The sequence below is a fragment of the Calditrichia bacterium genome (genome assembly GCA_020634975.1).
Taxonomy (GTDB): Bacteria; Calditrichota; Calditrichia; order RBG-13-44-9; family J075; genus JACKAQ01.
In genome coordinates, this window is record JACKAQ010000001.1 from 138,947 (window position 1) to 163,748 (window position 24,802).

Consider the following 24,802-nt stretch of genomic DNA (forward strand, 5'->3'; position numbering starts at 1 on the left):
GTTTATGCAACTTTTTTACGTGGGAAAACAGCGGGGCAAAGTTACATAAATTTGCGCAAATCGACTTCGCCACTGCGGATTTGGCGGTTAAATTCGTGATAAAATTCGGCAGTGCCCACGTCAATCCAGGTTCCGGCAAAAGGATGAATCATGACGTTTTTGCCTTCCGCAATCGCTGTTTTGTAGAAACGGTTGATCACAGACTGGAATTCCGGTTTCAGATAGCCGCGCGCCTCTGGCGATAACACCTGATGTCCGGTAAAAATGCCGGTCAGGTCGCTTTCCGCCAACGTCACATTTTTGTCCAGAAATGTTTCCAACCGGAAATCCTGGTGATATTTCACCAACGTGTAATCCGCAGTATTTCGCGATGGCAGCACATTCATCGTAGCTAATGCACCGGTTTCGCAGTGGTATTTGTAAAATTCACCGAGATTGATATCGCAAAGCACGTCAGCGTTCACCACCAAAATTGACTCACCGTCAAAATGGCGTTCCGCATTGGCAATGCCGCCGCCGGAACCGAGGATTTCCGGTTCGTGACTAAAAATAATTTCCAGCCCGTAACGGCTGCCGTCGCCCAAAGTGGATTGAAATTTATCGGCAAAATGGTGCAGATTGATCACCACCCGCTCAATACCCTGATTGGCAAGTTTGATCAACACCAATTCGATGATCCGGTAATCGCCCAAACACAGCAGCGGTTTGGGAATATCTTTGGTGAGATTACCCATCCGCGTGCCAAAACCGGCGGCCATTATCATCGCGATGCGTAATTTTGTTTGTTTATTGCTATTTATCATGTGTTACTTTTTCGGCAATGCCGACAAAAAATAAAGGATAAATGATAAAGGATAAATTTTCCGGCAACCACCATTCGAAACACAACTATGGAGTTGCTGAGGGTGTAATCAATAATTTACCGGAATTATTCCTCAATATTCAACGCGCGCATGAAATTGGAAATTTTGTTTTCCAATTCGTCCCATTCTTTTTCCGGCTCGGAACCGGGCACAATTCCGGCGCCGGCGTACAACAACAATTTGTTGTGGTAAACCATTCCGGAGCGTATGGCAACGGCGAATTCGGCAGCGTTTTTGCTGAACCAGCCGATCGGACCGGCGTACCAGCCACGGTCGAACGGTTCCAGTTCACTGATTTTTGGCAGCGCCAGATCTTTGGGATATCCGCCAACGGCGGGAGTCGGGTGGAGCATGTGCAGGATTTCGCTATCGCTGATAAACGGATGCAGCGTGCCGCGAATTTTGGCGTACAAATGCTGCAATCGCGACAACTTCAGCACAAAAATTTTGTGCGGGTCCACGATATTCGCACATAAATCGGCAAAGGATTCGCGCAAGCTGTCCACCACAAATTGGTGTTCTCGCAAATCTTTGTCGCTGTTCAGTAATTCCAGTTCCAGCCGTTCATCGGCTTCGGCATTACGGCTGCGCGGGCGGGTTCCGGCAACTGCTTCGCTCATCAAATCACGAAATTCCCGGCGATACAATCGTTCGGGTGTAGCACCAATAAATGCTTGATTTTTAAAGGTTTGGAAGCAAAAATAAAATGCCGTCGGATCGACTTCCTGCAATCTGCGGAGCGTTTGCATGCCATCCAGCGGTTCGGCAAATTCGAACTCGGATTTCCGCGCAAGCACTATTTTGCCCAAATTGGTTTTCTCAAAACTGCGTAAAGCAGTGGTGATATTTTTCGCCCAGCCGGTTTTATCCGGGAAATCTTTGCGGGAAAGCAGCTCCGGTTGCTCATCTTCAAACGCCTGATCGTCCCATTCAATGGCATGCAACTGCCGGATAATCCGGTCCAACTGCGTTTGGTGATTTTCGCTGGGATTGAACATAAAATTGCAGGCAAAATACGTTGCTTTGCGATCGGAATACACCTCGAACAGCGGCACCACAAACCTATACGATCCAAATTTCAGCCAGTGTTCTTCTTTTTTGTCGCTGTGCTGAAACTGGATGCCGCCGTAATAGCGCAAACGCGGGTATTTCCGGGTGAGGTATTGTTTCAACCGGGAAAATATATTGCCGTAATTGCCGGTTTCCACATTTCCGGCAACCGTATCGGCTTCGCCCACGCCCGCCATTTCAAATTTGTGCTGGCGATCCCGCCAGTATGTTTTTACGGCGTGCTGCTGTTTCAACAACCACTGTACAAGATTGATTTTATTGATTTTAACTTCAATTCGAATCAACCGTTTATCGGTAATATCTGCATGAACTTCGATATTCTGAAAGAAACGGGTAATCTTTTTGTGCAGTAGTTCTTTTACAGAATCCTGTGTAATGATAATTTGCATAATCCCGACTTCACCTGTCTTTGTGCATTCTTTTACAAGTTTTCTAATGTACCATTTTTTTTTACTTAGTCAACAAATATCGAAATCGGGATTGTTACTGAGATCCGTTATTTTGGCGCTGTTCCCGCTTCACCCGGCGGCGAACTTCGTTAAATTTGGCATGCCAAAAATTATGCTCCCGCAGTGTTTTGGAAAATTTATGGCGACCATCGCCAATGGCAACCATGTACACAAACGGCGTATTTTCCGGGAAAATAGCGGCTAAAATGGACGCTTTTCCGGGATTGCTGATCGGCCCGGGGGGCAATCCGGCATATTTATATGTATTGTATGGCGAATCAATTTCGAGATCGCGGAACAGCAACCGGCGCGGTGGTCCCGGCAACACAAACTGGATAGTCGGGTCTGCCTGCAGCCGCATTCCCAATCGCAGCCGGTTGTGATAAACAGATGAAATAATCACGCGCTCCGAATCCACCAGCGCTTCACCTTCAACAATCGATGCCATCGTCAGCGCATCGCGGAACGTCCATTCGTATTTTTTGAGCTGCGCAATCACGCTGTCCGGCTGAAAAATGCGCAGCGTGTTTTCCACCATTCGGGTGATGATCTGCTCTTCCGGCGTTTTCCACTCAAAATGATAGGTTTCCGGGAGCAAAAAGCCTTCCAGATTTGGCGAATTTCCCACCAGCTTTGCAGTGAAAGTGCTATCGTAAACCAGATCTACAAATGTTGTTGAATCGATGCCCACTTTTGCGGCTAAAATTTCCGCCATTTTGTTTGAAGTGATGCCTTCCGGCAACGTCACTTTAAATTGTTTGGGTGTTGCATTTTCGAGATAAGTCAATAAATCATATGCATTTAAACCGGGTGGAATTTCAAAAATTCCCGACCGGATGGACCGGTCTTTTCCGGTTACGCGACCGAGCGCCCGAAACACCATTTTATTCCGCAACAAATCTTCGGCAAACAGCGAATCGGTAACTTGCCGGAAAGTTGCGCCGGATGGCACCCGCAACGTCACATTTTGGTGATGCTGCCGTTCATCCACCGGACGCGATTCCAGATATATCCAGATGCCGGTAGCAGCCAACCCCAGAATGATCAGCAAAACACCGGACAAAATGATTGTTTTTAAACTAAATTTCACGCGTTTCCAGATCAAATAACCACCAAAAACCAGTTTACTGAATATCAATGTTACGCGTTTGCCGCAAAAGTTTTTATCAAATTTCAACTGCGATACCCGCGCCGTTCATTTTTCAATCCATTATTTGCGGGCACAATTTAATGCATTTCGTTGCTCAACCGAATCATTTCCTGCAATTTTTCTTTGGCTTTTCCGGAGTCGATCGACTCGCGGGCTTTGACAACGCCTTCGGCGATATCGTTCACAACACCGGCAACTTTGAGCGCACCGGCAGCGTTAAAAATGGTCACATCGCGCGGTCCGCCCGGCTTGCCGTCGAGGATATCGAGCAGAATTTTTTTATTGGTTTCGGCATCCGCGCCGCGAAGCGTTTCAACCGGCCAGGTTTTCAACCCGACATCTTCCGGCATCAAATCATATTCGCTGATTTCACCCTCGGTCATTTCCATTACGTGGGTTTTTCCGCAGATGTTCAGTTCATCCAATCCGTTTTCGCCGGAAACCAGCATCACCCGAAACACGCCAAACTCGCGCATAACTTCCGCAATCAGGCGACTTTGCCGCGAATCGTAAACGCCGATGAGATGGTTTTTGGTCAGCGCAGGCTTGGTCAGCGGATCGAGAATATTGATCATCGTTCGCGCGCCGATACTCCGCCGGACGCCGGCAAATTGTTTGAACGTGGGTTTGTATCGCGGCGCAAAAATGAACGCCAACCCAACTTCGCGGATATTTTTGTAAAATTCATCGGGAAACAACTCGATTTTCAATCCCAATTCCCGCAGCACATCCGCGCTGCCGCACTGGCTGGAAATGGAGTGATAACCGTGTTTCACCACAACCGCGCCTGCACCTGCCGCCACAAATGCGGAGGCCGTCGAAATGTTGAACGTATTCAAATTATCGCCGCCCGTTCCGCTGCAATCCACCGCGTTTTCGTCGGTAATCGATAGCGGTGTCAGCCGTTCGCGATAGGCATCCACCGAACCGGCGACTTCTTCCACCGTGCTGCCTTTCAGTTGCAACGCCACCAGAAACGCGGAAACCTGCGCCTCGGTTGCCTGCCCGGATAATATTTCGTCCATCACCTGATATGCTTCGGCGCGCGAAAGGTCTTTTCCATCCATAAATTTTGCGATTGCTTGCTTTATCATTTTTTACCCTGCCCTATTTTAACAATTGACGAAAATAGTCATCGACAATTTTGTGTGCAACCGGATGCGGCGGCACATCCGCCAGCACCGGAATAAATTCGTTGTTGAACTGCCACTCCCCCGCTTTCCGGGAGATCACCAGATGCCCAAGATACTCACCTTCGAATCCTGTTTCCAAAAAGATTGTGCCTTTTTCGATCGTTTCGCGTTGGGTTTGATTGTGCCCGAGAATTACAGCGGCGATGCCCGGATGCTGCCCGACAAACGCAGCCGCATTTTCGAAACTGCCGTGATACAACAAAATTTGCAACGCGGATTCGTCCAATTGCCAATCTGCGGAATGCGCTGCCGGATCGTTCACCTGAATTTCCGGTACGCTGATAAATCCAAAAACTGCGGGATTAATTACACCGTAGATATTTATTTTTAATTGATTTACATCTGTTGAAACGATGCCGGGCAGTTGTGCGTTTTCACCGCTTTTCCAATCCAGATTTCCGCTGATGTGCGGTAAATCCAGTTGCTGCGCAGCAGTTTCGCGAAAAATAAAATCCGCAGATTCCACAAATTCCTGATCGCCAATGTTCAACGCGTCATATTTGGCGATGGACAGCAATTGCAGCATTGTGCGATTCGCTTCCGGCAGCGGATAGCTGAGCAGCGCATCGCCGGAATCGAGCAACAGCAGATCGGGATGCTCGCGTCGCAAACTGTCGATCAGCGTCAGCATGCGGGTCATTCCGCCAACGACAGCGCCACCACAGTTGCAATCGCGTAGCGCGCCGTTCAGGTTGGTTGTATAAACGATGTGAATCGCTGCGATGTCCGGTTTTTGCGCGGAACAACTCGACGCAAACAGCATCGTCGCAGCAGCAAATAAACATATGTTGATCAATTTTTTCATTCGGTTTCTGACGTCAGAGATTGTTCTGAAAGGGCATTTCGACGATGCGCAATGCCCGAAACTCTAATTTATTTCCCGCCGAGCACAACTTCCGGCAGCCAGGTTGCCAGCTCCGGAAATAAAATAACCAGCACCAGTCCGATCAATTGAATAACGATAAACGGAATTATTCCGCGATAAATATCCGATGTTCGAACCTGCGGCGGCGCAACGCCTTTCAGATAAAACAGCGCAAACCCAAACGGCGGCGTGAGAAACGAGGTTTGCAAATTCATCGCGAACAAAATTCCCAGCCAGAGTAAATTGACATCCATTTGATTAAATATCGGCACAACGACCGGCACAATAATAAAAATGATTTCGATAAAATCGATAAAAAATCCGAGCACAAAGATGATCACCATCATCAACGCCAGAAATTCGTGCGGCGCAAATTGGTGGTGCATAATAAAATTGGTGAGATGCACATCGCCATCCAGCCCGCGAAACACCAGCCCAAAGGCTGTTGCACCAACCAGAATAATGAACACCATTGACGTGAGAAACGTGGTCTCGCGCATCACGGCGCGCAGCGTTTCCAGATTGAATCGCCCCTGAACGATTGTGAGTAAGGTTGCGCCAAACGCACCGACCGCCGCTGCTTCCGTGGGTGATGCAATGCCTGCAAAAATGGAACCCAGCACGGCGATCACCAAAAAAAACGGCAGCACAAAAGCATTGATGATCCGGCGCGCCATTCCTTCCCGCTGAAATGCCGCACGCTCGCTGGCCGGCATTGCCGGTGCAGATTTGGGTTTAAAAATGCTGATAATTATAATCCAGAGCAGATACAAACCGACCAGCAAAAAGCCGGGTAGCACTGCGCCCATAAACATATCGCCAACCGAAACGTTCATCACACTGCCGAGCAGCACCAAAACAATACTCGGCGGAATAATTTGACCGAGCGTTCCCGATGCTGCGATCGTTCCGGTCGCCAGTTCAACGCTGTAACCCCGTTTGAGCATGGTCGGCAGGCTGAGCAATCCCATCGTGACAACTGTTGCGCCAACGATGCCGGTGGAAGCCGCCAGTAGCGCGCCGACAACCACAACTGAAATCGCCAATCCGCCGCGCAGTCGCCCGAACAGCATTGCCATTGTTTCGAGCAAATCTTCCGCCAGCCCGGATTTTTCCAGCATCACGCCCATGTAAACGAACAGCGGCACGGCGATCAGCACGTAATTGTTCATAATTCCCCAGATTCGCAGCGGCAAAAAGCTGAACAAATCTGTGCCGAAAACCATCAAACCCATCAACACCGAAAGCCCGCCGAGCGTAAATGAAACGGGATATCCGGTGAGCAACGTCAGAAAAATTGCCAGAAACAAAATCAGCGGCAGCAGTTCAGCCATTATTGCTCCCCGGATTTCTGTGCACCGGAAATTTCCAGCCACGATTTGGCAGCTTCAGAAAAAGCCTGTAAACTGAGCAGAAACATCGAGATGGGAATCATCGCTTTCAACACATATCGCGCCGGAAGTCCGCCGGGATCGGGCGAGGTTTCACCAACGGCAAAGGAGTTTTGCACAAAATCGATCGATGAATAAATAGTGATAATTGCAAAAGGAAGGAGCAGCACAAAACTGCCGAGCAGGTTTACCCAGGCTTTCGCTTTTGGCGAAAAACGGGTGTACAGCACATCAACCCGGACGTGGCGATCATGTTTTAACGTATACGGCGCAGCCAGCAAAAAAATAATCGCAAACAAATGCCACTGCATTTCCTGCACCGCAACGATGCTGTTTTTCAAAAAATAGCGGGTGAACACATCGTAACAAACCACCACAACCAGCACAGTAGCCAACCAGCTAACCGCGCGACCGAGGCGCTCGCTCATGGCATCGACAATTTGAACGTAAGTGTGCAGCATCGTGAACCATCCGGAAGCGTTTATAATAGAAATGCCATTTTAATAAAAAAATGGCATTTCCAAAAATCATTTTCGCAAGAGTAAGTGATTTATGCACAACTATTTGGCGATTTTAAACCTTTGCAATCAAATTGTTGATGGCGAATGATTAATCGCGATCGCGTTTGATGCTGCAGCCAAATGGTTTGGTAACCGCGTCCGCAACGGCTTTTCCGGCAAGAATCGAATCCAGCGCATCTTTCAGCCCGGTTTGTTTCACTTGCGATTCCCGCTGCGAATCGTCGATGTGCCCGTGATACAGCAACTGCAATTTCGGCGAGAGCACAAAAACTTCCGGCGTTACTTTCGCACCAAATTTATCGGCAATCGCGTTGTCTTCATCTTTCAGCACCGAAAAAGTGATGCCGTTTTCCGCACAATGCGTTTTGATCATCGCGGCATCTTCCCGGCGATTGGCGTTAATTCCCAAAAAAGTAACTTTTTTCCCGCTGTATTCTTTGAACAATTTTTCCATTCGCTCATTATAAGCGTTGGAAACAGGGCAGCGGGTCGATACAAAAATGAGCACAATAGCGGACTGATTTTGGTAATCCGTCAAACTGTGGTTTTTTCCGTTGTAATCCGGCAATGTGAAATTATCTGCCGTTTCGCCCGGTGCAATTGCCTGAAGACTGAAAAAGCTCATAATGCTCACCCAAATTAATATTAGAATGATATTCAATTTTTTCATGATACAACCTCCTCGAATTATCTTAGCGAATTTTTGCAACTTTGTCAACGGTTGCCCGAAATTTGACAAAAACTGACGAACCTTGTTCGACATTTTTTGTAAGCTGCGATTCATTTAACTGTATTCTGTTCCAAAAAGTTCGTTTTACAACTGTTTTGGTAATTAACTATTTTAAAATCAATTATTTATCAATCGAAGTTTTGCGTTGTTTTGCCAAATGCAGGGCTTTTGCTTCCCGCAAAAACACATAAAATGCCGCCATTGAACAGATGATAAATCCATAAAAACCATCGCGATAGCCCTTTTTTACAACATAACTTTTGAAAAACCGTCCCACCGGACCGAACAGCAATTTTTTGATCGATCCGTTGTAATTTTTATTTTGCAATTCCTGTGCCGCAAGTTCGGAATAGCGATCCTGCCGGTGAACGTGATCGGAAATTGAATGATATGAATAATGGAGCAGATCGCCCCGCAAATGGGTTTGCGGCGTTTCTGCCGGAAACGTCAGTGTTTCGTGAACAAAATCGCCCTGCCATCGGGCAATTCGCCGGTCGAACAACCGGGTTTTGGTGTCCGGATACCAACCGCTGTGGCGAATCCATGTGCCGCAATAATTGGTGAGTCGATTGAACGAATAAACACCCCGCAATTGTTGTTTCACCTGCCGGATTTCGCTGATCAATTCGTCAGAAAGTGCCTCATCCGCATCCATTGAAAGAATGAAATCGTGCTTTGCCTGCGCGTTTCCAATGTTTTTGTTTTGGGCGTATCCCTCCCAATTTCGCGATATAACCGTTGCTCCCAATGATTTGCAAATGGCAACCGTGTCGTCTGTGCTGTGGGCGTCCACAATAATAATTTCATCGGCAATTTCCTGAACGGAGCGGATACAACGGGCGATGTTTTCTGCTTCATTTTTAGTAATAACAACCACTGAAATTGGCGTCATTTGCAAAATCTTTCCGGGCTTTTGATCGATCGGATGAATCTACAAAACCATCTGATATAAATAAAGTGAAAACAGCAGGTAAAAAGTGCTGGTGTTTTTTTTCACTCGGAATGTAGCGAATCGTGCAGCGTAAGCTATAAATAAACAAAGCTTTACCAAATTCCGGGCCGGGAATAGTGATAAAGCTTTGATTTAGTGAGGAAAATATTTTCAGCGGATAATGGTATCCGTTGGAGACATATTGTCTTTTTGTTTGAATTCCATTTTTGCCTCGGATTTTCCGGGGAAAACCGACAATCCGCCCAGCACATTGGAAACACTGCCGCTTTCGGATGGGGCAAATGACGTCATTTTTTCTTCTACCGGGTTATCGAAAATGAAGAGATAAGCGACAACAGACAAGATCAAAATCGCCAGAACAGCGGCTGCCAACACAAAAATGGATTTGGAAATCCGGGCTTCGCTTTCGGTTTCATAAATTTGGATGACGTGCGTTACCGCGGAAATCATCCCGTTATTTGCAGCACTTTTTAATTGAATAATCGATTCGTTTTCAACGGTTAGCTCTTTAAAATTAACCGCCAACAAATCTTTCGAATGCCCTAAAAATTCCCGTGCCTGATTTACCAGGTTGGTTGGCATCGCGTAATAAACAGCTTTTATCTCATTTGAAAACAAGTCGTTAGAGCTCATTTTCGGGTTGCCGCGCATTAGGCTGAGATGCTTGATTTCCATTTTGCGGACCAACGAGCGGAGCATCTGCTGATTGGCTTCCAAAACCTGGGCATTTTTAGCAACCTGGATCCGGTTGGCATAGCTGGCAATACGTTGCGCATAAATACCGATATCGCGGGTTGCGGCTGCAGCTGCGCTATATTTTGAATCGATTTGCAGGATTATCCGAACACCCCAAAACATTGTTGTGCTGAAAAAAATTAACACAACCATCCAAAATGACAGCTTTTTTACAAATTTCCGAGCGACTCGCATGTCTCTCTCCAGTTTCTCGCACTCAATGAACAGAACGGCTGACTACTTTTGCTCTTTTCGATTAATGATGATCGGTTTATCTTTAGCCGTTTTGCTGTTTTTGTTGGGTAAGGAAATGTAAAACTCTGTGAATTCTCCGCGTTGAGAAAACGCATGAATTTTACCACCCATTTTTTTAACCTTTGATTCAACTGCTACAAAATCTGTGCTCAAGCTATTGTTTTCGTTGTCTTTATGCATTCCAAAAAATTGCTGGTTCAATACCAGTCCGTTTGCAGAATTATGCATATTCCCGTTGGAATTTTCACTTTCCGGCAATGCAAGCATTGCTTCTTCAGCGGGTTTATTTAACATCGACATCCCTTTACCGTCGTCACGCAGTGTAAATTCATAAGCCTTTTCAGTGCTTTTTATCGATAATAGCTGGATCAGCGCTGTGGGAGTTTTTCCGGCTGTTTTCCGCTCCCGGGGCGACTCGATGCTGGTGTTCACCACTTTTTTGAGCAGTTCAGTCAGCACATCGCGAACGCTCTGGCGTTCTTCAAACGGAATTTCCAGCGCATTGAAACGGCTGAAATCGACTTGCACTTTTTTACCGGCTTCGCGGCTGATTCGTTGCACATAACTTTCGATCGAGCCCAAAAAGCGGCGGCATTCTTCTTCCCTTTTTCCACGGAAACGCACTTTCAATTTATTGATGAGGTGATCGACAATGTGTTTCACCTCGTCGAGAATATTGTGCAACTCATCCAATTGCGCATTCAATTCTGCATTTTCCGATTCTGTCAACTCTGTCTTACCCTGCAACAACAATACCAGTTTCTCAAATTTACCTGCTTTTTCTTCGAAAATGCGTAAGTCCAAAAACGCAGAATTTTCTTTTATCCCGATCAACGCACGGGAAATTCGCTGCAAATTTTCACCGAGATTTTCGTGGAAATTTTCTTTTTTCAACATTAAATGGATGCCGGCAATTTCGCTGGCGCATTCATCGATAAATTTTTCCAGCAAGCTGGGATCAACGTGAATAACCCGGAACAGCAAATCAATTTGCTTCTGGATTTTAGCCTGCGAACGGCGCAATTTTTTCACAGATGCCACCTGCTGGGTGATATCACGCACCGTAACCATCAGCGAATCCACTTTTTCATCTTTAATGATGCGCGAAAACGCAAATTCCATGTGCCGGGTAATTGTGCCATTCTCCGGATCATCAAAATTGACATCAATTTCGCGAATGGGATTGAGTTCTTCAACATACCGATCGGTGACAACCGAGTGGAAAATCAGCTTCAGATAATCATCAATCACGCCAACCAATTCCGGCGATATCAAATCTTTGAAGAAATCGATAGCGGTTTGGTGCTGCAACGCCTGGCTGCCAAACATGCGCTCCAACGCTTTGGAGCGTTTTCCGGTGATTTGCAAATTCGGGTCGATAAAGAAAACACCTTCGTTCACATTTTCCAAAAATTGGTCAACTGTGCTATCGGCTGTTTCAACCGGTTGTGGTAGCGGTTGCGATAGAGCTTTCGGTTTTTGGCGGATGATGACTACGCCGCCGGTTACGTGACCACTCTGATCTTTTATCGGTCGCCCGGATGCGTTGATAAACTTGCCTTCTTCGTGATCTTTCGCGTTTACCATCAAATCCATTTCGTCCACATTTTCGCCAAAGGTTGCCCGCAAAAATGGCAATTCTGCGTCATCAACCGGCTGCTGCGATTGCGGATCGATCATGCTCACATGGCGATACCAGCTTTCGTTTGCACCGGCTTCTGAGGAAATTCCCAATAATTCTTCCGCGGCGGGGTTGTAATGGAGCAACTTTCCGTTGGCATCTGTGGCAACCACGCCGTCCGCCATACTATTAATGATATCCAAATAGCGGCGGGATTGCTCGGCGTATTTTTTAGCCAGCAAAATATGACGGGTGACATCCAAAAATGACCAGGCTTTGCCAATCACCTGTTCGCCAACCATCAGTGGGCGAATGTAACATTCCAGATATTTACCATCTTGCAGAATAATATTTGCAGTTTGCAATTTAGAAATCTGGCTGTTGAATGAGAAAATGTTTTCCGATAAATCGTTGATATTACGAATTTTAGCTTTGATAGCTTCAACCAGTTTATCGGCTTCCGGCTTCATTGCCAGCAATGCGGGCAGATCCCAGATTTCCTCAAATTTTTTGTTGATTTTGATTTCATTGGTATCGCTGCTAAAAATCATCATTGCATCGTTGGTCACTTCGATTGTGGATTGATTTCTGATAGCCGATTTTTCCAACATCGATTTTTCGGCATCCACTTTCTTTTTCAACGCCAACATTTGATATCGCGATTTTTTCATTTTTTCAACAACATTGAACAACTTGTTCCCCAACGGACGCAGAATAAAAAATCCGGCAAAAAATATGGTGCTCATAACAATCAGCCACAATGCCAGCATCATTCCATTTTCGATTCCGGATTGTGCTTCCCGGGCTTGGACATAGGATTTTTTCACATTTTGCAGCAACGCAGGCAATTCATTCGATGCGAGTCGATAAACCCGTTGGGAATGTTCGTTGCCGTTTACCACTTTTTCCATGGGGAGTTGATAAATCAGTTTGGCATTGACAAAAAAATCGGTCATCAATTTATCGAGATTGGTGCTGGGGTGAAAGTACACGTCTTTCACAACATCCGATTCCAGCTTTTCCAAACCGAGCACATCGCTTCCGTACAGTAATCCCTGATGGTAATCCTGCAGCAAAGTAACGCTTTCTTTCAATTGGGCAGTTTCAGTTGCAAACTGTTGTTTTTCTTTAGCTTGGGTTATTCGAGTAACCTGAAAAGCAATCTGCTGAACCAGCGCTTCCTGTTTACTGACAACCGAGGTTGCATTGTAAAAAGGATCCGAATTGGGTAATATAAACTTGACCGCAGCAAAGGCGATGGTTACGAAAACGCCAATAATACTTAACGCTATTACGTAATTTAGCGCATATTGCTTCAGGTCAATTTGTTCGTTTGCACTCAAAATAACATCAGTGTTTTGAGATTGGGCGCGAGAATTCATTTGCCTACCCCGTTTGTATTAAACTCATCCATGTTTCAAAAATCATTTTCCTATGAAACTACTTTTTTGATAATAACTATATCGGACAGTTAGGGTGGCAACATTAGCAAAAAACCGGTCGATTCTTACCGGTTAAAAAAAGGAAAAAAACCGCCGGTCTTTGAGATTTTTGTAGAAATTTTGATGTCACCTATTTGTCCGATTGCAGCTCATCCCACGCCCGGAACGCCCGCCGTAAATGCGGAATGGTGATGGAACCACCGACAACCAGACCGATAGACATTGCCTCTTCAACTTCTTCTTTCGTAATTCCGTTTTCTTTGCAACGCACAATATGATATGAGATACAGTCATCGCAACGCAACACCAGCGATGCTACCAGCCCCAATAATTCTTTGGTTTTGACGGGCAACGCCCCATCTTGATACGCCTGATGATCCAGATTAAAAAACCGTTTTGTCACTAATCCGGCGTTGTTCAACACTGTATCATTTAGCGCCTCGCGCTCTTCCCAAAACTTGCGGATATTGCCGCGCATGGGAACAGGAAAATCTGTTTTTTTCGAACCAGACATAACGATCTCCTCGGTTTATGTTTTGTGAAAATGTTGTTCAATTTAATGACGTGAACGTGCTGCAGGATTTCGCCACAACGGCCAATATGGGCTTGGCTGATCCTGATCCGAGCGGTTAGGCAGAAAAAAGTGCAGCGGCGCATTGAATCCCATGAGCGATCCCCAGGATTTTACATTTCGCAAAACGCTGATGGCCTTAACGAATGGCATTCCATAATTTTCACGAATTTTGAACACCAGAAAAAGCGGAATTATACGCACCATTGCTGAAATCAGGAACAGCAGTTTGTATCCGAAATCGACGCTGAACGGAATTAACGCCATCAGTAGATCGAAATTTTTGGCCATCACACCGCCAACCAAAGCGCCGATGCCGGCGCAAAAGCCGTTTAAAACAGACCAAAATGCAAAATATGCTGAATTCCCTTCCTCCGGTACCATCCGGAACAACAGGTTTACTGTACATAAGTTATAGCCTGCCCACATAAAACCTCCGGTCAGGTTGAAAATGGGAATCAGTAAAAATACCGTCAAATCGTTCGGACCCGTCAACAGCCAGCAAACGGGCAAAAATGTCGTCACAATCGTAACCAGTACAATTACAGGTTTATTCCCGATTTGATCGGATAAATGTCCCCAAATCCACATGCCAACCAAATCTGCCAGCGAGGTTAATATGGTAAAAATCCCGATGGTGCTGTAACTTAGCTGCAAATCTTCCAGCATATAAACGATAAAAAACGGTGCGGCGATATTCGTGGCAAAAGAGCGTATCATTGAAAATTCAATTAACCGTCTGAAATCAGGGTTTTTCAACGGTGCGCGATAAATTTTTTTGAATTGCGTATTTACAGAAAAATTTGTTGGTAATTCCGGTTTTTTGGTGAGCAGATAACTGCTAATCATACCGGCAACAACAGCAAAACTAAATAGGATCTCGAACGCGCGTAATTGAGAAATTCCCGGAAACCAGTTCGGCAACACGTCCAAAAAACGGCTGCCGGCCAATGTAACCGAAACTGTAACAACGCCTAACAGGCTGTTTCGCAATCCAAAAAATCTACCGCGAATATCTGCCGGCACCAATCCGGCCATCCAAGACAGCCACGCAATGCCGGAAAACGATGCGAGAATTGCAGAAGTGAGCACTAAAACCAGCAATCCATATAATGCAAATTGTGGAGAAGAATCTCCCTTCCAGAAGCTGAGTAAAACAACGGGAATCCACATGCATCGCGATACGAACGAAAACCCGGTTGTCAACAATTTACGCCGTTGAAAACGTTCAACCAGATAAGAGCCCAAAAATTGTGATGTATTTGCAAAAAAAGGAATGGCTGCAAGCATACCAACTTGCACCGGTGTGGCATTTAAAGCAAGAGCGAATGCGGGCAAAAATACACTGCCAGTCAGGTTGACGTACATTTGCGCAAATAATCCATCTGCAATGGATAAACGCAATGCTGAAATCGTTTTAGGAATCGATAAATTTTGGCTACTCATTGCGTTCAACCGCCCATTCTGGCTTGTGTGCGCGCGAATTTAGGAATTCCGGCTACTGAATGCAAATATAGAGAATTTCTTCCGGAGATGAATTATCCAGTATTTTTCAGAGAGAATTTAATCGACCGAGAATCCATTTTATTGACGCAAATTGTTGCTTTTTTTGCATGAAAAAATATTTTATTATAAAAAATTCAAAAATTAACTTTTTTTTTGGAATTCGTCACATTAATTTTAAGCAATTGATAAAAGGAGATTTAAACGATCTGAAGGCTTTCTTCAGTAAATATCACGACCCGTATCGTTTCTTACCGAAGTTTCGAAAAAGCATCCGACCATTTATTTCTTTTTCGTTCGCTTCCCGAACCGATGAGCTGTGACACCAAAACATCTCAAATGAATATTTAATCAAGGACATTGTAAATGGCTACAGCAAAAACCGGAGATACCGTCCGCGTTCATTATACCGGTAAATTAATTGACGGATCAATTTTCGACTCATCAGTAAACAGCGAACCAATGGAATTTACAATCGGTGACGGACGTTTAATTGCCGGATTTGACAATGCTGTTAATGGCATGTCAATTGGTCAAACCAAAACCATCAACATTCCCTCCGACGAAGCCTATGGGCCACGTTACGACGAATTGGTTCAAATCGTCGATCGCTCAGATTTACCGGAAGACATGGAGCCAGCTATCGGGCAACGCCTGGAAGCTGTTCAGGAAAATGGAAATGTTATTAACGTGATTGTTTCCCAAGTAGAAGCTGACAAAATAACCATAGATGCCAACCATCCCCTCGCCGGGGAAGATCTGGTTTTTGATCTTGAATTGGTGGAGATTCTCTGATACAGCAATTTTAATTTTGAACATCTCTCTAAATGTATTTGCTGATCTCCGACTTGTCGTATTGCCTCAGGAAGTAGAGTTACTGCGTATGTATAAGGTTCTTTACTCTCTTATCCTGGCGATGTCGTTCCACAAGGTTCTAGGGATAAGCAGAATTATTCACTCATACTCTCATTTTCAAGGAGTTTTTTTATGAATATTTACGTAGGTAACCTGGCGTTTAATGTGTCTGAAGATGAACTTCGTGACACATTTGAAGCTTTCGGTGCTGTTGAATCTGTAAAGATCATCAAAGACCGGATGACAGGCGAATCGCGTGGGTTTGGTTTCGTTGAAATGCAAGTTTCTCTCGAAGGGGAAACGGCAATTCGCGAGATGGACGGCAAAGAATTCAAAGGCCGCAAACTGGTTGTTAACGAAGCGCGCCCCCGCACTGAAAACAGCCGTGGTGGCGGTGGTGGACGTAGCGGCGGTGGCGGATTCCGCGGTGGACGCGGCGGCAGCGGCGGCGGTAGAGACCGTGACAGAGACGGTGGTGGTCGCGGCGGCAACCGTCGGTTCTAAAAAATGACAAAAAACCTGACTTAAATGTAAAGCCCCTGTTGAAAAACCGGGGCTTTTTTTGTTATCTCAATAATTTTCCATCGAAACGCAAATATGATATTTCGAAATTTTGGCACAACAGGATTTAACGTATCTGCCATTGGCTATGGCGCGGGGACTATCGGTGATCATCAAATCCCGGAAAAGGTTGCCGAAACAATGCTCAACACGGTTTTGGACGCGGGCATCAATCTCATCGATACCGCGCGCGGATACGGTATTTCCGAAGAACGCATCGGCAAATACATCTCCCAACGACGCAACGAATTTGTTTTATCGACCAAAGTTGGTTACGGCATCGATGGAATTCCTGACTGGACTTACGATTGCATTATTAAGGGAATCGAAGCTGCATTACAGCGGTTGCAAACCGATTATATCGATATTGTTCACCTCCACTCCTGCCCGATTGAAATTCTGCAAAAAGGCGAAGTGATTGATGCGCTGGAAAAAGTACGCTCGGATGGCAAAGTACGCATCCTCGCATATTCGGGCGAAAATGATGCACTAAAATACGCGGTCCAAACCCAACGCTTTCAAAGTGTTATGGCTTCGTTGAATATTTGCGACCAACGCGTTATCGATCATCCGTTGCCGGCAGCCAAAAATCAGGGAATGGGTTTTATCGCAAAAAGACCCGTTGCAAATGCGCCGTGGCGGTTTACCCAACAGCCAAACGGACATTATTGCGAAGCATATTGGCTTCGATGGAAAAAAATGGGGCTCCAATTTGATATCGGTTGGCAGGAATTGGCATTGCGTTTTTCCGCGTTTACGTTCGGAAATGACAGTTGTATTGTTGGCACAATGAATATCGATCATTTAAAAGAAAATATCGCGATTGTAGAAAAAGGCAAGTTACCGGAGGAAATTGTTTTCTCGTGCCGAAATGCATTTCGCCAACACGATCAGCAGTGGATCGGACAAATTTAAAATTTATCATTTTTCTGAAAGTTTTAATTTCATTAATCATGCGTAACTTGCCGACAACACGCCTTTTTGTTTTTCCGGATTATACATGTAAATTTCTTTTAAAATTCAATGCTATTGCGACAATTTGCCATTTGCATTAGGAAAAATAGGGAGGTTTGAGATATGCTGTCATTCATCGATACATTTTTTTGAACAGAAAACCATAAACCAAATTACAAAATTATCTCTAATTATCGTGATTTTATTGGGTACAATAAATTATCTCACCGGATTCGAAATATCATTTTCCATTTTTTACATTATCCCAATTGCCATTGGCGCATGGTATGCCAGCAATCGCACCGGATATGAGCTTTGTTTGTGCTCCGCTGCGAATTTAGATAAAACCTGATGTGTTCGACAGGATGAGCCAAAATATCATTTGACCAACTGCATTTTTCCCGTTCGAAATATGCCCGATCCGGTGCGCAAAACATAAAAATAAACACCGCTGGTGAAATTGGTTGCATCAAACGAAACCGAATGTTCTCCGGCAGGCAGATTGCTATTCAATAATGTGGCAACTTCCCGCCCGGACAAATCAAAGATACGCAATGAAACAGTTTCAGCCGTTTCGATTGAAAATTCGATCTGCGTTGCAGGGTTAAATGGGTTGGGATAATTTTGTTGCAATATCACATTTTGCGGCCCCACTTCCGGTTCTCCGCGAATCCCGGTTGCCGGTTGCACGACACATTGTGTCGTATCAACATATCCCCCGGTATCAACATGATTATCACATAATAACACCGTCATACCAACATCAATTAAACAGTTATACGGCTCTCCGACAACTTGTGGCGTGCCTTTATACAGATAACTAAAATCAAACCGGCTGTTGGTTCCGGTGGCAATCAAATCCAGAAATTGCCGATTGTCGTAATCGGAAATCGGCACCACAAAAACATCACCCGCATGAACCGTATCGCTGGATTGATTGGTTAAAACAACACCTTCGGTGTGATCAATTTCGATTACAAAAGACATCCCGCTAACTTTTTTTAGAAAAGTTGAATCGACCAGAAAACTGAGTGTGTTATTCACACACACCAGATCTGACGCAATAGTATATGCAAAAAGTGTATCGCAGGATTCTTTTCCGACAACCAACTGAGAAACCTGAATTTGTGAAAGAGCCGGGAAAACGGCCAATATTACCGTCCCGAAAACAAAGGAGGTTGCTTTGCGAAAACAGGTGGCGAACATAATATTATCCTTCGCTTTACCAAATTTTGGATTGTGCCATGGTGTTTGTGCTTCAAATTAACACGAACATTTTTGAGATGCAACCGGATTTATCCTTGCAAATGGCGGGGAGGATCAACCGATTACTGCGCTGAAAAGTTGGTGTGTTTGAGAAAAAATTTGGGAAAGACATAGAAAAAGCTTACACTTAGCAACCATGCAACAGTGAAGATACCGATGTCCCAAAAAAGAAAAAACCGGATCGTTGCCCAAATTGCGAAGAAAAAATTACCGGCAATTTTTGCGCAAACTGCGGTCAAAAACAACAAGATTTGGATATCCCCCTCCAACATTTACTGTCGGATTTTTTGGACAGTGTGTTCACCGTCGATTCGCGGATTTTGCGAACCTTCACATTGCTCATATCCAAACCAGGCGAATTAACCGAACGTTTCATAGCCGGACAGCGTGTCCGCTTTGTGCCGCCGTTAAAATTGTATTTATTTATCAGTCTGGTGTTCTTTTTTGTTTTGACACTAACCGATATTCAAATTTTCAAAGTCTCAAATTCATCGCAAAAAGATTCAGTCACATCATCCGGTAATTCCAGTTCCATCATTATTAATCTCGATTCAACATCAACACCCCAAGACAGCGTTGCAGCTAAACCCGATTCATCCGCGAAAACAATTAAAGAGCAATTTTTCAGCAATTTGAAAAAGGCAACACAACATTCATCGATGATAAACACTGCCATCGTTCACCGACTGCCGCAGATGATGTTCCTGATGGTGCCATTTTTTGCCTTTCTATTGAAATTGCTTTATTTACGCCGGAATCAATTTTATGTAAATCACCTGGTTTTCGCTTTTCATTTTCATTCATTTGCGTTCATCATTTTTCTGATGACGCTTCTGTTTTATTGGCTGACCGGTCAGCAGGCGGTTACACTTTTGTGTGTGTCGGTGCCTATTTATTTATTTGTTGCGATGCGGCGGGTTTATCAACAATCCAAAAAGCGGACGCTACTCAAACTTTTTGCGCTTACAGTGAGTTATTGGGTAATTTTATCGGTCACGATGATCATCGTTGCCTTTGCAGTCATCATGTTTTTTGAATAAAAAAAGGCGGTATTTGAACCGCCTTCGAAAGTTACGAAATGATTTGTTGAGGTTATCGCGGGTTGCTGCCCAGCCCAGGTTGGTTAGTCAGCCGTAGCTTCCCCTCGTTGGCGCGAATGCCGTTAAACGGGTCGTGAGAGAGCAGCAGATTGCTGTCCAGATCTGCCCAATCCACCAGCGGAGCGAGTTGCGCCGCAGCCGAAATCGCGAGCGCAGATTCGATCATGCAGCCGAGCATAATTTTCAACCCCATCGCGCGGGCAACGTGAACCATTTGCAATCCTTCCAGTAAACCACCGGATTTCATGAGTTTGATATTAATGCCATCGTAAACGCCTTTCAACCGGGGAATATCTTTGGCGGTTTTCACATCCTCATCCGCAACCAACGGCAGCGGACTGCGTTCGCGCAACCACGCAACATCATCATACGATCCGGCGGGCATTGGCTGTTCCACAAATTCCACATTTTGGGTCGCCAGCCACTGGATTTTTTCCAACGCAAGCTGGCGGTCGGTCCAGCCTTCGTTGGCATCAACCCGCAAGGGTTTGTCGGTTTCAGCACGAACGGCGCCGATAATTTCGTCGTCGTTATCAACGCCCACTTTTATTTTGAGCAATGGAAAATCCGCTGCTTCGCGAACTTTTCGACGGATCTCCTCCGGCGATGCGATGCCGATGGTAAACGTGCTCAACGGCGCAGCCACCGGATTCAATCCCCAAATGCGATACACCGGCAAATCCCATTTTTTGCCGAACCAGTCCAGCAACGCCATATCCAGCGCGGCTTTGGCACAACTTTGATCAGTGATCGCTTCGTCCAGTTCCGCTTTGATTTCCCGGTAGTGAAACGGGAGGTGCGTCCGGTAAATATCCGCAACTGAGTGAATCCGTTCGAGGGTCAGCTCTACACTTTCGCCATAACGCGTATTTGGCGAGGCTTCGCCATACCCTGTAATACCGTCTTTTTCCAGCGTTACCAACACACATTGTTTGGTGTCCAGTCCGCCACGGGAAATTTGCCACCGTTCTTTCAGTTGCAAATCCATAATGCCTGTTTTGATATTCATTGTTGAAAAATCCTGTTTATTTTTTTGAACCGGTCTCAATTTCTCGATAAAATTTCGGCGAAAATTATTCGACCACTCGCCGGATAAACATAATCGATTTCGAGCGATACGGGCTAAAAACCGGCGATGCCGGATCCAGCGAATTAACAGCCACTCTGCCGCCCTGATGAATAAATTCTTTCCCGCCGAGGCTGATGCCCACATGCGTCACCCGTTTTCCGTTGCCAAAAAAGAGCAGATCGCCAGGCAGCACATTGCTCCAATTTTCGTCCGGTTTAATTTCAATACCTTCCAACGCCTGCTGCCGCGAATCGCGGGGGAGTTGCATGCCGTTGGTTTTGAATACGGTTTGGGTAAAACCGGAGCAATCGTTGCCTTTGCTGGAATTTCCACCCCACAAATATGGCACGCCCATCATCCGTCGGGCAGTTGAAATTAATTGCGGGCGCAATTTTTCCGATGGCAAACCTGTTGGAATTTCGGCAATATTTTTCACATTTTCTGCTAAAATGTAACCTTCCCGGCCATCCGGCGTGGCAACTTTCAGCCATTTTCCGCTGCGCCCGACCGGGCGAAGCCGTGCATTCAACACAACGTCTGCTACTGGTTCGCTGGTGTCATCTGGCTTGCTATAAACCATTGGATATAAACCACTTACTATCAAATCTGCGGCATCGTTCCAACTGCGAACGCCGGCTGCGTCGGTGCGATGGAGCGCTGTAAAATCGACCCATCCGACGTAATCGTAATCGGTTTGCACTAAATACCATCCGCGCTCATATCGCAACAAATTCAGGTTTCTACCCATGATTGTCTGATCAATAATTTGTGCCGCATGTCGCGGTTCATCGCGGAGTTGTGTTACGCTCACTTTCACGATCGCAAATGCGCTATCACCGAGTGCAGCGTCCGGTAATTGCATCAATTGATTGTCATATTTATTGTTGCCGAGCAGCGAATCCGCCAAAGCAACCACCGCTTCGTAAGCGCCGGGCACAGTGGTCTCGCCGGTTAGTTGCCATTTACTGCCCTCTTTTTTCAATCCGGCCTCAAAAACATCCAAAGCGCGATCCGCGATTTTCTGACTGCCGATTTGTTTAACACGTTGCGAAAATTGTTCCTGAATTTTGGTGTCTGTGGAACATTGAAACAGAAAAACAGCACCCAGCAACATCAACAAATTGCGAAAAGCGTGCGATTTGAATTTCAGCATTTTGGACTTATAAATCATTATTTCTCCTGAATTTACAAATATTTATTGAGCGATTTTCGGCAGATGCCATTGCCCCTGATATTTCGAATAAAGTTGTTTCGGCAACTGCACCAGCAGCGGTTTTTCCGATTTTTTTAACCAGCTGACAACCGCGTCCATTTGTTCCGCAGGCATTGCCGTGCAACCAATCGTTGGATCGTCTGCGCCGCCCCAAATGTGCAAAAAAATGCACGAACCAGCACCGGGTTGAATGGGATTTACATTGTGATCCACAAAAACGCCCAGATGATAAGGCTCGCCTACCCGCATCATTTTTTCGGAGGAATGCCAGTCGTGCGCGGAAACCGTGTCGTTATCGACAAGGGTATTGTAATATTGCGATGCTGCGTCGTCCACACATTCCAGCAGCTCGGTAACATGAACGTATGGCATATTGATCGGCATAATCGAATCGAGTTCGGCAAAACCGAAAACGCTGCTCAGTGCAAAAACACCGGCGGGACTTTTGCCATCGCCTTCACGTTTTTGCGACATCTCACCGGATTGCGCGGGATGTAAACCCTTTCCCCATCCCAATCCTTTTTTTCCGATAACAATATCGATCGGCGCAGCAACGGATTTCCATTCCGCACCCGCTTTTTCGAATCGCCACAATTTCCCAGAAAATTGCTCCGGGCTATCGGCAATAACCACAACTAGCTGTCCGGAATCATCCGGCAAATGCCAGTTTTCCCCCTTTTGCGCCACTGATTCTGCGCAAAACAGCACAGTTGTTATCAATCCATAAATGAAATATTTCATGTTCTTTTCCAAAAAATGGTATTCGAGAAGTTTAAATACATTCGATTTAAAGCATCACAGTTAAAAATGTACGCATTACAGATACAAATTCCACTCTTATTCCCCTGATTTATATACGAATTTTGCACTCGATGCCTTTGAAACAAAAAATAAAATAAATCTAAAAATATTGTAACGCACCAACACATATATACATCTTAATATAAACATGTAAGAGTGAGGTATTTGTATGACGGTCGAAAGATTTATTCGGATCATTGCAGGTGGTTTTATCATGCTATCGGTAGTTATGTTCAACGCGCAGAACACAGGTGAGAGCATATTTGCATCGCCGAACTGGCTGTGGTTTACCCTTTTTGTAGGTGCGAATTTGTTTCAATCCGGAATTACCAAATGGTGCCCGATGGACACGATTCTGAAAAAATTTGGCGTTAAATGCACCTGCTAACAACAGAATTTCCCAAATAAACCCATCTCTTAACGGCAGGTTGCAGTTTTGGCCTGCCGTTTTGGGTTTGATTTATTCGTGAAAAAACGTAATTTCCAACCAGTCGCCAACCAGATTATCCGCAGACATTTTGTAATAACTCAAAAAATTGGGTAATGCAAAATGGTGCCGTTGGTTCTGCACCTGAATGACCAACTGATCGCCAAATTGCTCAATTTTGTAATCATCTGTTTTCACAAATGGCAGGTGAATTTTGAGAATATATTTGTCATTATTTGACGTGATACGGTAGGTTGACTCTTTGTGAAGAATTTCTGCCGGATCATTTTCCCCATACAACGCTTTCGCAATTTCTTCCAATAATTCCAGCCCAAACACCTCCCGTTGCTGATGCGGAACGGAAAGCACCGGCAGCGGCGCAAAACTGTTGTTGATTTCGGTGAGATATTTGGACTGCGCATCGAGGTAGTGTTGCCAACCCGGATCTTTTTTTGCGGAATCCGGCAGCACGCGATTGACAATCACGGCATCCACATTGTAGCCATACAGTTGCAAATAGGTGTATGCCCGCCGCGCTTCCTGAATCACCATTTTTTCCGGATTGAGCACCAACCGGATCGCCGTAATTTCCGGATTGCAGAGCACATCGTGAACATTTTGTAATTTTTCGAACAACGTTTTTAACTCCTCATATCCCTTATCCAGCGGTATTCCGGTGGTTTTGCGAACTGCCAATCCCACTGTTTGGAACGCCAGTTTTTGAAACGGAAACGCTTTGGTGAGCCACCACTCGGTGGCTTGCGGCAGCGTGAGGAATGTCAGCGTTTCGCCGGTTGGCGCGCTATCGATGATGATCACATCAAATTCATCAGAATTGTAAAATTGCTCGACCCACAGCAGCGCAGAGGCTTCACCCATTCCGGGAATCGCCGCCAGTTCCTCCGCCGCAATTTCGTCGATGCCCTGCCATTTGAACACCATCAGCATCAGCTCGCGCATGTTTCCCCAGTATTTTTTCATCGAATAATACATGTCGATTTCCTGGGCAAACAGGTTTTCGGAAATTTGCACCGGCTCCGGCCCCAGCGGATGATCCAGCGCATCGGCCAGGCTGTGCGCCGGATCGGAAGAAATGACCAGCGTTTTATACCCTTTTGCCGCCGTTTTCAGCGCGGTTGCGGCTGCGCAAGTGGTTTTACCGACACCGCCTTTGCCGGTTAATAAAATAATTCGTTTGCTCATAAGTTGATCTGTTCGATTATTAAGTCGTATTCGGTTTCACA

General features: G+C 45.5%; 23 protein-coding genes. 5 read left to right on the forward strand and 18 right to left on the reverse strand.

Annotated features, from left to right (window positions below; all coding sequences use genetic code 11):
* Positions 1-41: 41 nt before the first annotated feature.
* The 13 genes from H6629_00565 to H6629_00625 all read right to left on the reverse strand — a co-directional run bounded on the left by H6629_00565 (position 42) and on the right by H6629_00625 (position 15,255).
* Positions 42-803, reverse strand: a complete 762-nt coding sequence (locus H6629_00565; GenBank protein MCB9066287.1) for an NTP transferase domain-containing protein — start codon at positions 801-803, stop codon at positions 42-44.
* 125 nt (positions 804-928) lie between these two features.
* Positions 929-2,323 carry an isochorismate synthase gene (locus H6629_00570; GenBank protein ID MCB9066288.1) on the reverse strand — a complete coding sequence of 465 codons (1,395 nt, stop codon included), beginning with the start codon at positions 2,321-2,323 and terminating at the stop codon, positions 929-931.
* Positions 2,324-2,417: 94 nt separating this feature from the next.
* Positions 2,418-3,560, reverse strand: a complete 1,143-nt coding sequence (mltG, locus tag H6629_00575) for an endolytic transglycosylase MltG (GenBank protein ID MCB9066289.1) — start codon at positions 3,558-3,560, stop codon at positions 2,418-2,420.
* Positions 3,561-3,610: 50 nt separating this feature from the next.
* On the reverse strand, positions 3,611-4,627 hold the full coding sequence (trpD, locus tag H6629_00580; protein ID MCB9066290.1) for an anthranilate phosphoribosyltransferase: 1,017 nt from the start codon (positions 4,625-4,627) through the stop codon (positions 3,611-3,613).
* 13 nt (positions 4,628-4,640) lie between these two features.
* On the reverse strand, positions 4,641-5,531 hold the full coding sequence (locus tag H6629_00585; protein MCB9066291.1) for a hypothetical protein: 891 nt from the start codon (positions 5,529-5,531) through the stop codon (positions 4,641-4,643).
* Positions 5,532-5,599: 68 nt separating this feature from the next.
* A complete protein-coding gene (locus H6629_00590; GenBank protein MCB9066292.1) occupies positions 5,600-6,925 on the reverse strand; it encodes a TRAP transporter large permease subunit in 1,326 nt (441 codons plus the stop codon).
* A complete protein-coding gene (locus H6629_00595; protein ID MCB9066293.1) occupies positions 6,925-7,443 on the reverse strand; it encodes a TRAP transporter small permease subunit in 519 nt (172 codons plus the stop codon). The genes H6629_00590 and H6629_00595 overlap by 1 nt, the downstream gene beginning before the upstream one ends.
* A 148-nt stretch (positions 7,444-7,591) precedes the next feature.
* Positions 7,592-8,173, reverse strand: coding sequence for a thioredoxin family protein (locus H6629_00600; protein ID MCB9066294.1), 582 nt, complete (start codon positions 8,171-8,173; stop codon positions 7,592-7,594).
* A 181-nt stretch (positions 8,174-8,354) separates the two neighbouring features.
* Positions 8,355-9,125 carry a glycosyltransferase family 2 protein gene (locus H6629_00605; GenBank protein ID MCB9066295.1) on the reverse strand — a complete coding sequence of 257 codons (771 nt, stop codon included), beginning with the start codon at positions 9,123-9,125 and terminating at the stop codon, positions 8,355-8,357.
* 210 nt (positions 9,126-9,335) lie between these two features.
* Positions 9,336-10,115 carry a hypothetical protein gene (locus H6629_00610; protein MCB9066296.1) on the reverse strand — a complete coding sequence of 260 codons (780 nt, stop codon included), beginning with the start codon at positions 10,113-10,115 and terminating at the stop codon, positions 9,336-9,338.
* A 42-nt stretch (positions 10,116-10,157) separates the two neighbouring features.
* Positions 10,158-13,178, reverse strand: coding sequence for a PAS domain-containing protein (locus H6629_00615; protein ID MCB9066297.1), 3,021 nt, complete (start codon positions 13,176-13,178; stop codon positions 10,158-10,160).
* Positions 13,179-13,368: 190 nt separating this feature from the next.
* Positions 13,369-13,716 carry a carboxymuconolactone decarboxylase family protein gene (locus H6629_00620; protein ID MCB9066298.1) on the reverse strand — a complete coding sequence of 116 codons (348 nt, stop codon included), beginning with the start codon at positions 13,714-13,716 and terminating at the stop codon, positions 13,369-13,371.
* 78 nt (positions 13,717-13,794) lie between these two features.
* On the reverse strand, positions 13,795-15,255 hold the full coding sequence (locus H6629_00625) for an MFS transporter (GenBank protein ID MCB9066299.1): 1,461 nt from the start codon (positions 15,253-15,255) through the stop codon (positions 13,795-13,797).
* A gap of 423 nt (positions 15,256-15,678) precedes the next feature.
* On the opposite strand from H6629_00625, the gene H6629_00630 reads away from it, so the two are divergent.
* The 3 genes from H6629_00630 (at position 15,679) to H6629_00640 (ending at position 17,643) form a co-directional block, all read left to right on the forward strand.
* A complete protein-coding gene (locus H6629_00630; GenBank protein MCB9066300.1) occupies positions 15,679-16,107 on the forward strand; it encodes a peptidylprolyl isomerase in 429 nt (142 codons plus the stop codon).
* Positions 16,108-16,299: 192 nt separating this feature from the next.
* Positions 16,300-16,671, forward strand: a complete 372-nt coding sequence (locus tag H6629_00635; protein ID MCB9066301.1) for an RNA-binding protein — start codon at positions 16,300-16,302, stop codon at positions 16,669-16,671.
* Between the two features lie 93 nt (positions 16,672-16,764).
* Positions 16,765-17,643, forward strand: coding sequence for an aldo/keto reductase (locus H6629_00640; GenBank protein ID MCB9066302.1), 879 nt, complete (start codon positions 16,765-16,767; stop codon positions 17,641-17,643).
* Between the two features lie 417 nt (positions 17,644-18,060).
* On the opposite strand, the gene H6629_00645 is transcribed toward H6629_00640, so the two are convergent.
* A complete protein-coding gene (locus H6629_00645) occupies positions 18,061-18,888 on the reverse strand; it encodes a T9SS type A sorting domain-containing protein (protein ID MCB9066303.1) in 828 nt (275 codons plus the stop codon).
* Positions 18,889-19,199: 311 nt separating this feature from the next.
* On the opposite strand from H6629_00645, the gene H6629_00650 reads away from it, so the two are divergent.
* Entirely contained in the window at positions 19,200-19,988 is a 789-nt protein-coding gene (locus tag H6629_00650) for a DUF3667 domain-containing protein (GenBank protein ID MCB9066304.1), read from the forward strand.
* Positions 19,989-20,040: 52 nt separating this feature from the next.
* On the opposite strand, the gene H6629_00655 is transcribed toward H6629_00650, so the two are convergent.
* The 3 genes from H6629_00655 to H6629_00665 all read right to left on the reverse strand — a co-directional run bounded on the left by H6629_00655 (position 20,041) and on the right by H6629_00665 (position 23,071).
* A complete protein-coding gene (locus tag H6629_00655; GenBank protein MCB9066305.1) occupies positions 20,041-21,057 on the reverse strand; it encodes a dipeptide epimerase in 1,017 nt (338 codons plus the stop codon).
* Between the two features lie 64 nt (positions 21,058-21,121).
* On the reverse strand, positions 21,122-22,288 hold the full coding sequence (locus H6629_00660; GenBank protein MCB9066306.1) for a C40 family peptidase: 1,167 nt from the start codon (positions 22,286-22,288) through the stop codon (positions 21,122-21,124).
* A 24-nt stretch (positions 22,289-22,312) separates the two neighbouring features.
* On the reverse strand, positions 22,313-23,071 hold the full coding sequence (locus H6629_00665; GenBank protein MCB9066307.1) for a hypothetical protein: 759 nt from the start codon (positions 23,069-23,071) through the stop codon (positions 22,313-22,315).
* 229 nt (positions 23,072-23,300) lie between these two features.
* Here H6629_00665 and H6629_00670 point away from each other — a divergent pair, with 229 nt between their 5' ends.
* Positions 23,301-23,519, forward strand: a complete 219-nt coding sequence (locus tag H6629_00670) for a DUF2892 domain-containing protein (protein MCB9066308.1) — start codon at positions 23,301-23,303, stop codon at positions 23,517-23,519.
* 72 nt (positions 23,520-23,591) lie between these two features.
* On the opposite strand, the gene H6629_00675 is transcribed toward H6629_00670, so the two are convergent.
* Complete coding sequence (locus tag H6629_00675; GenBank protein ID MCB9066309.1) at positions 23,592-24,761, reverse strand: ArsA family ATPase; 1,170 nt, start codon at positions 24,759-24,761, stop codon at positions 23,592-23,594.
* Positions 24,762-24,802 lie beyond the last annotated feature (41 nt).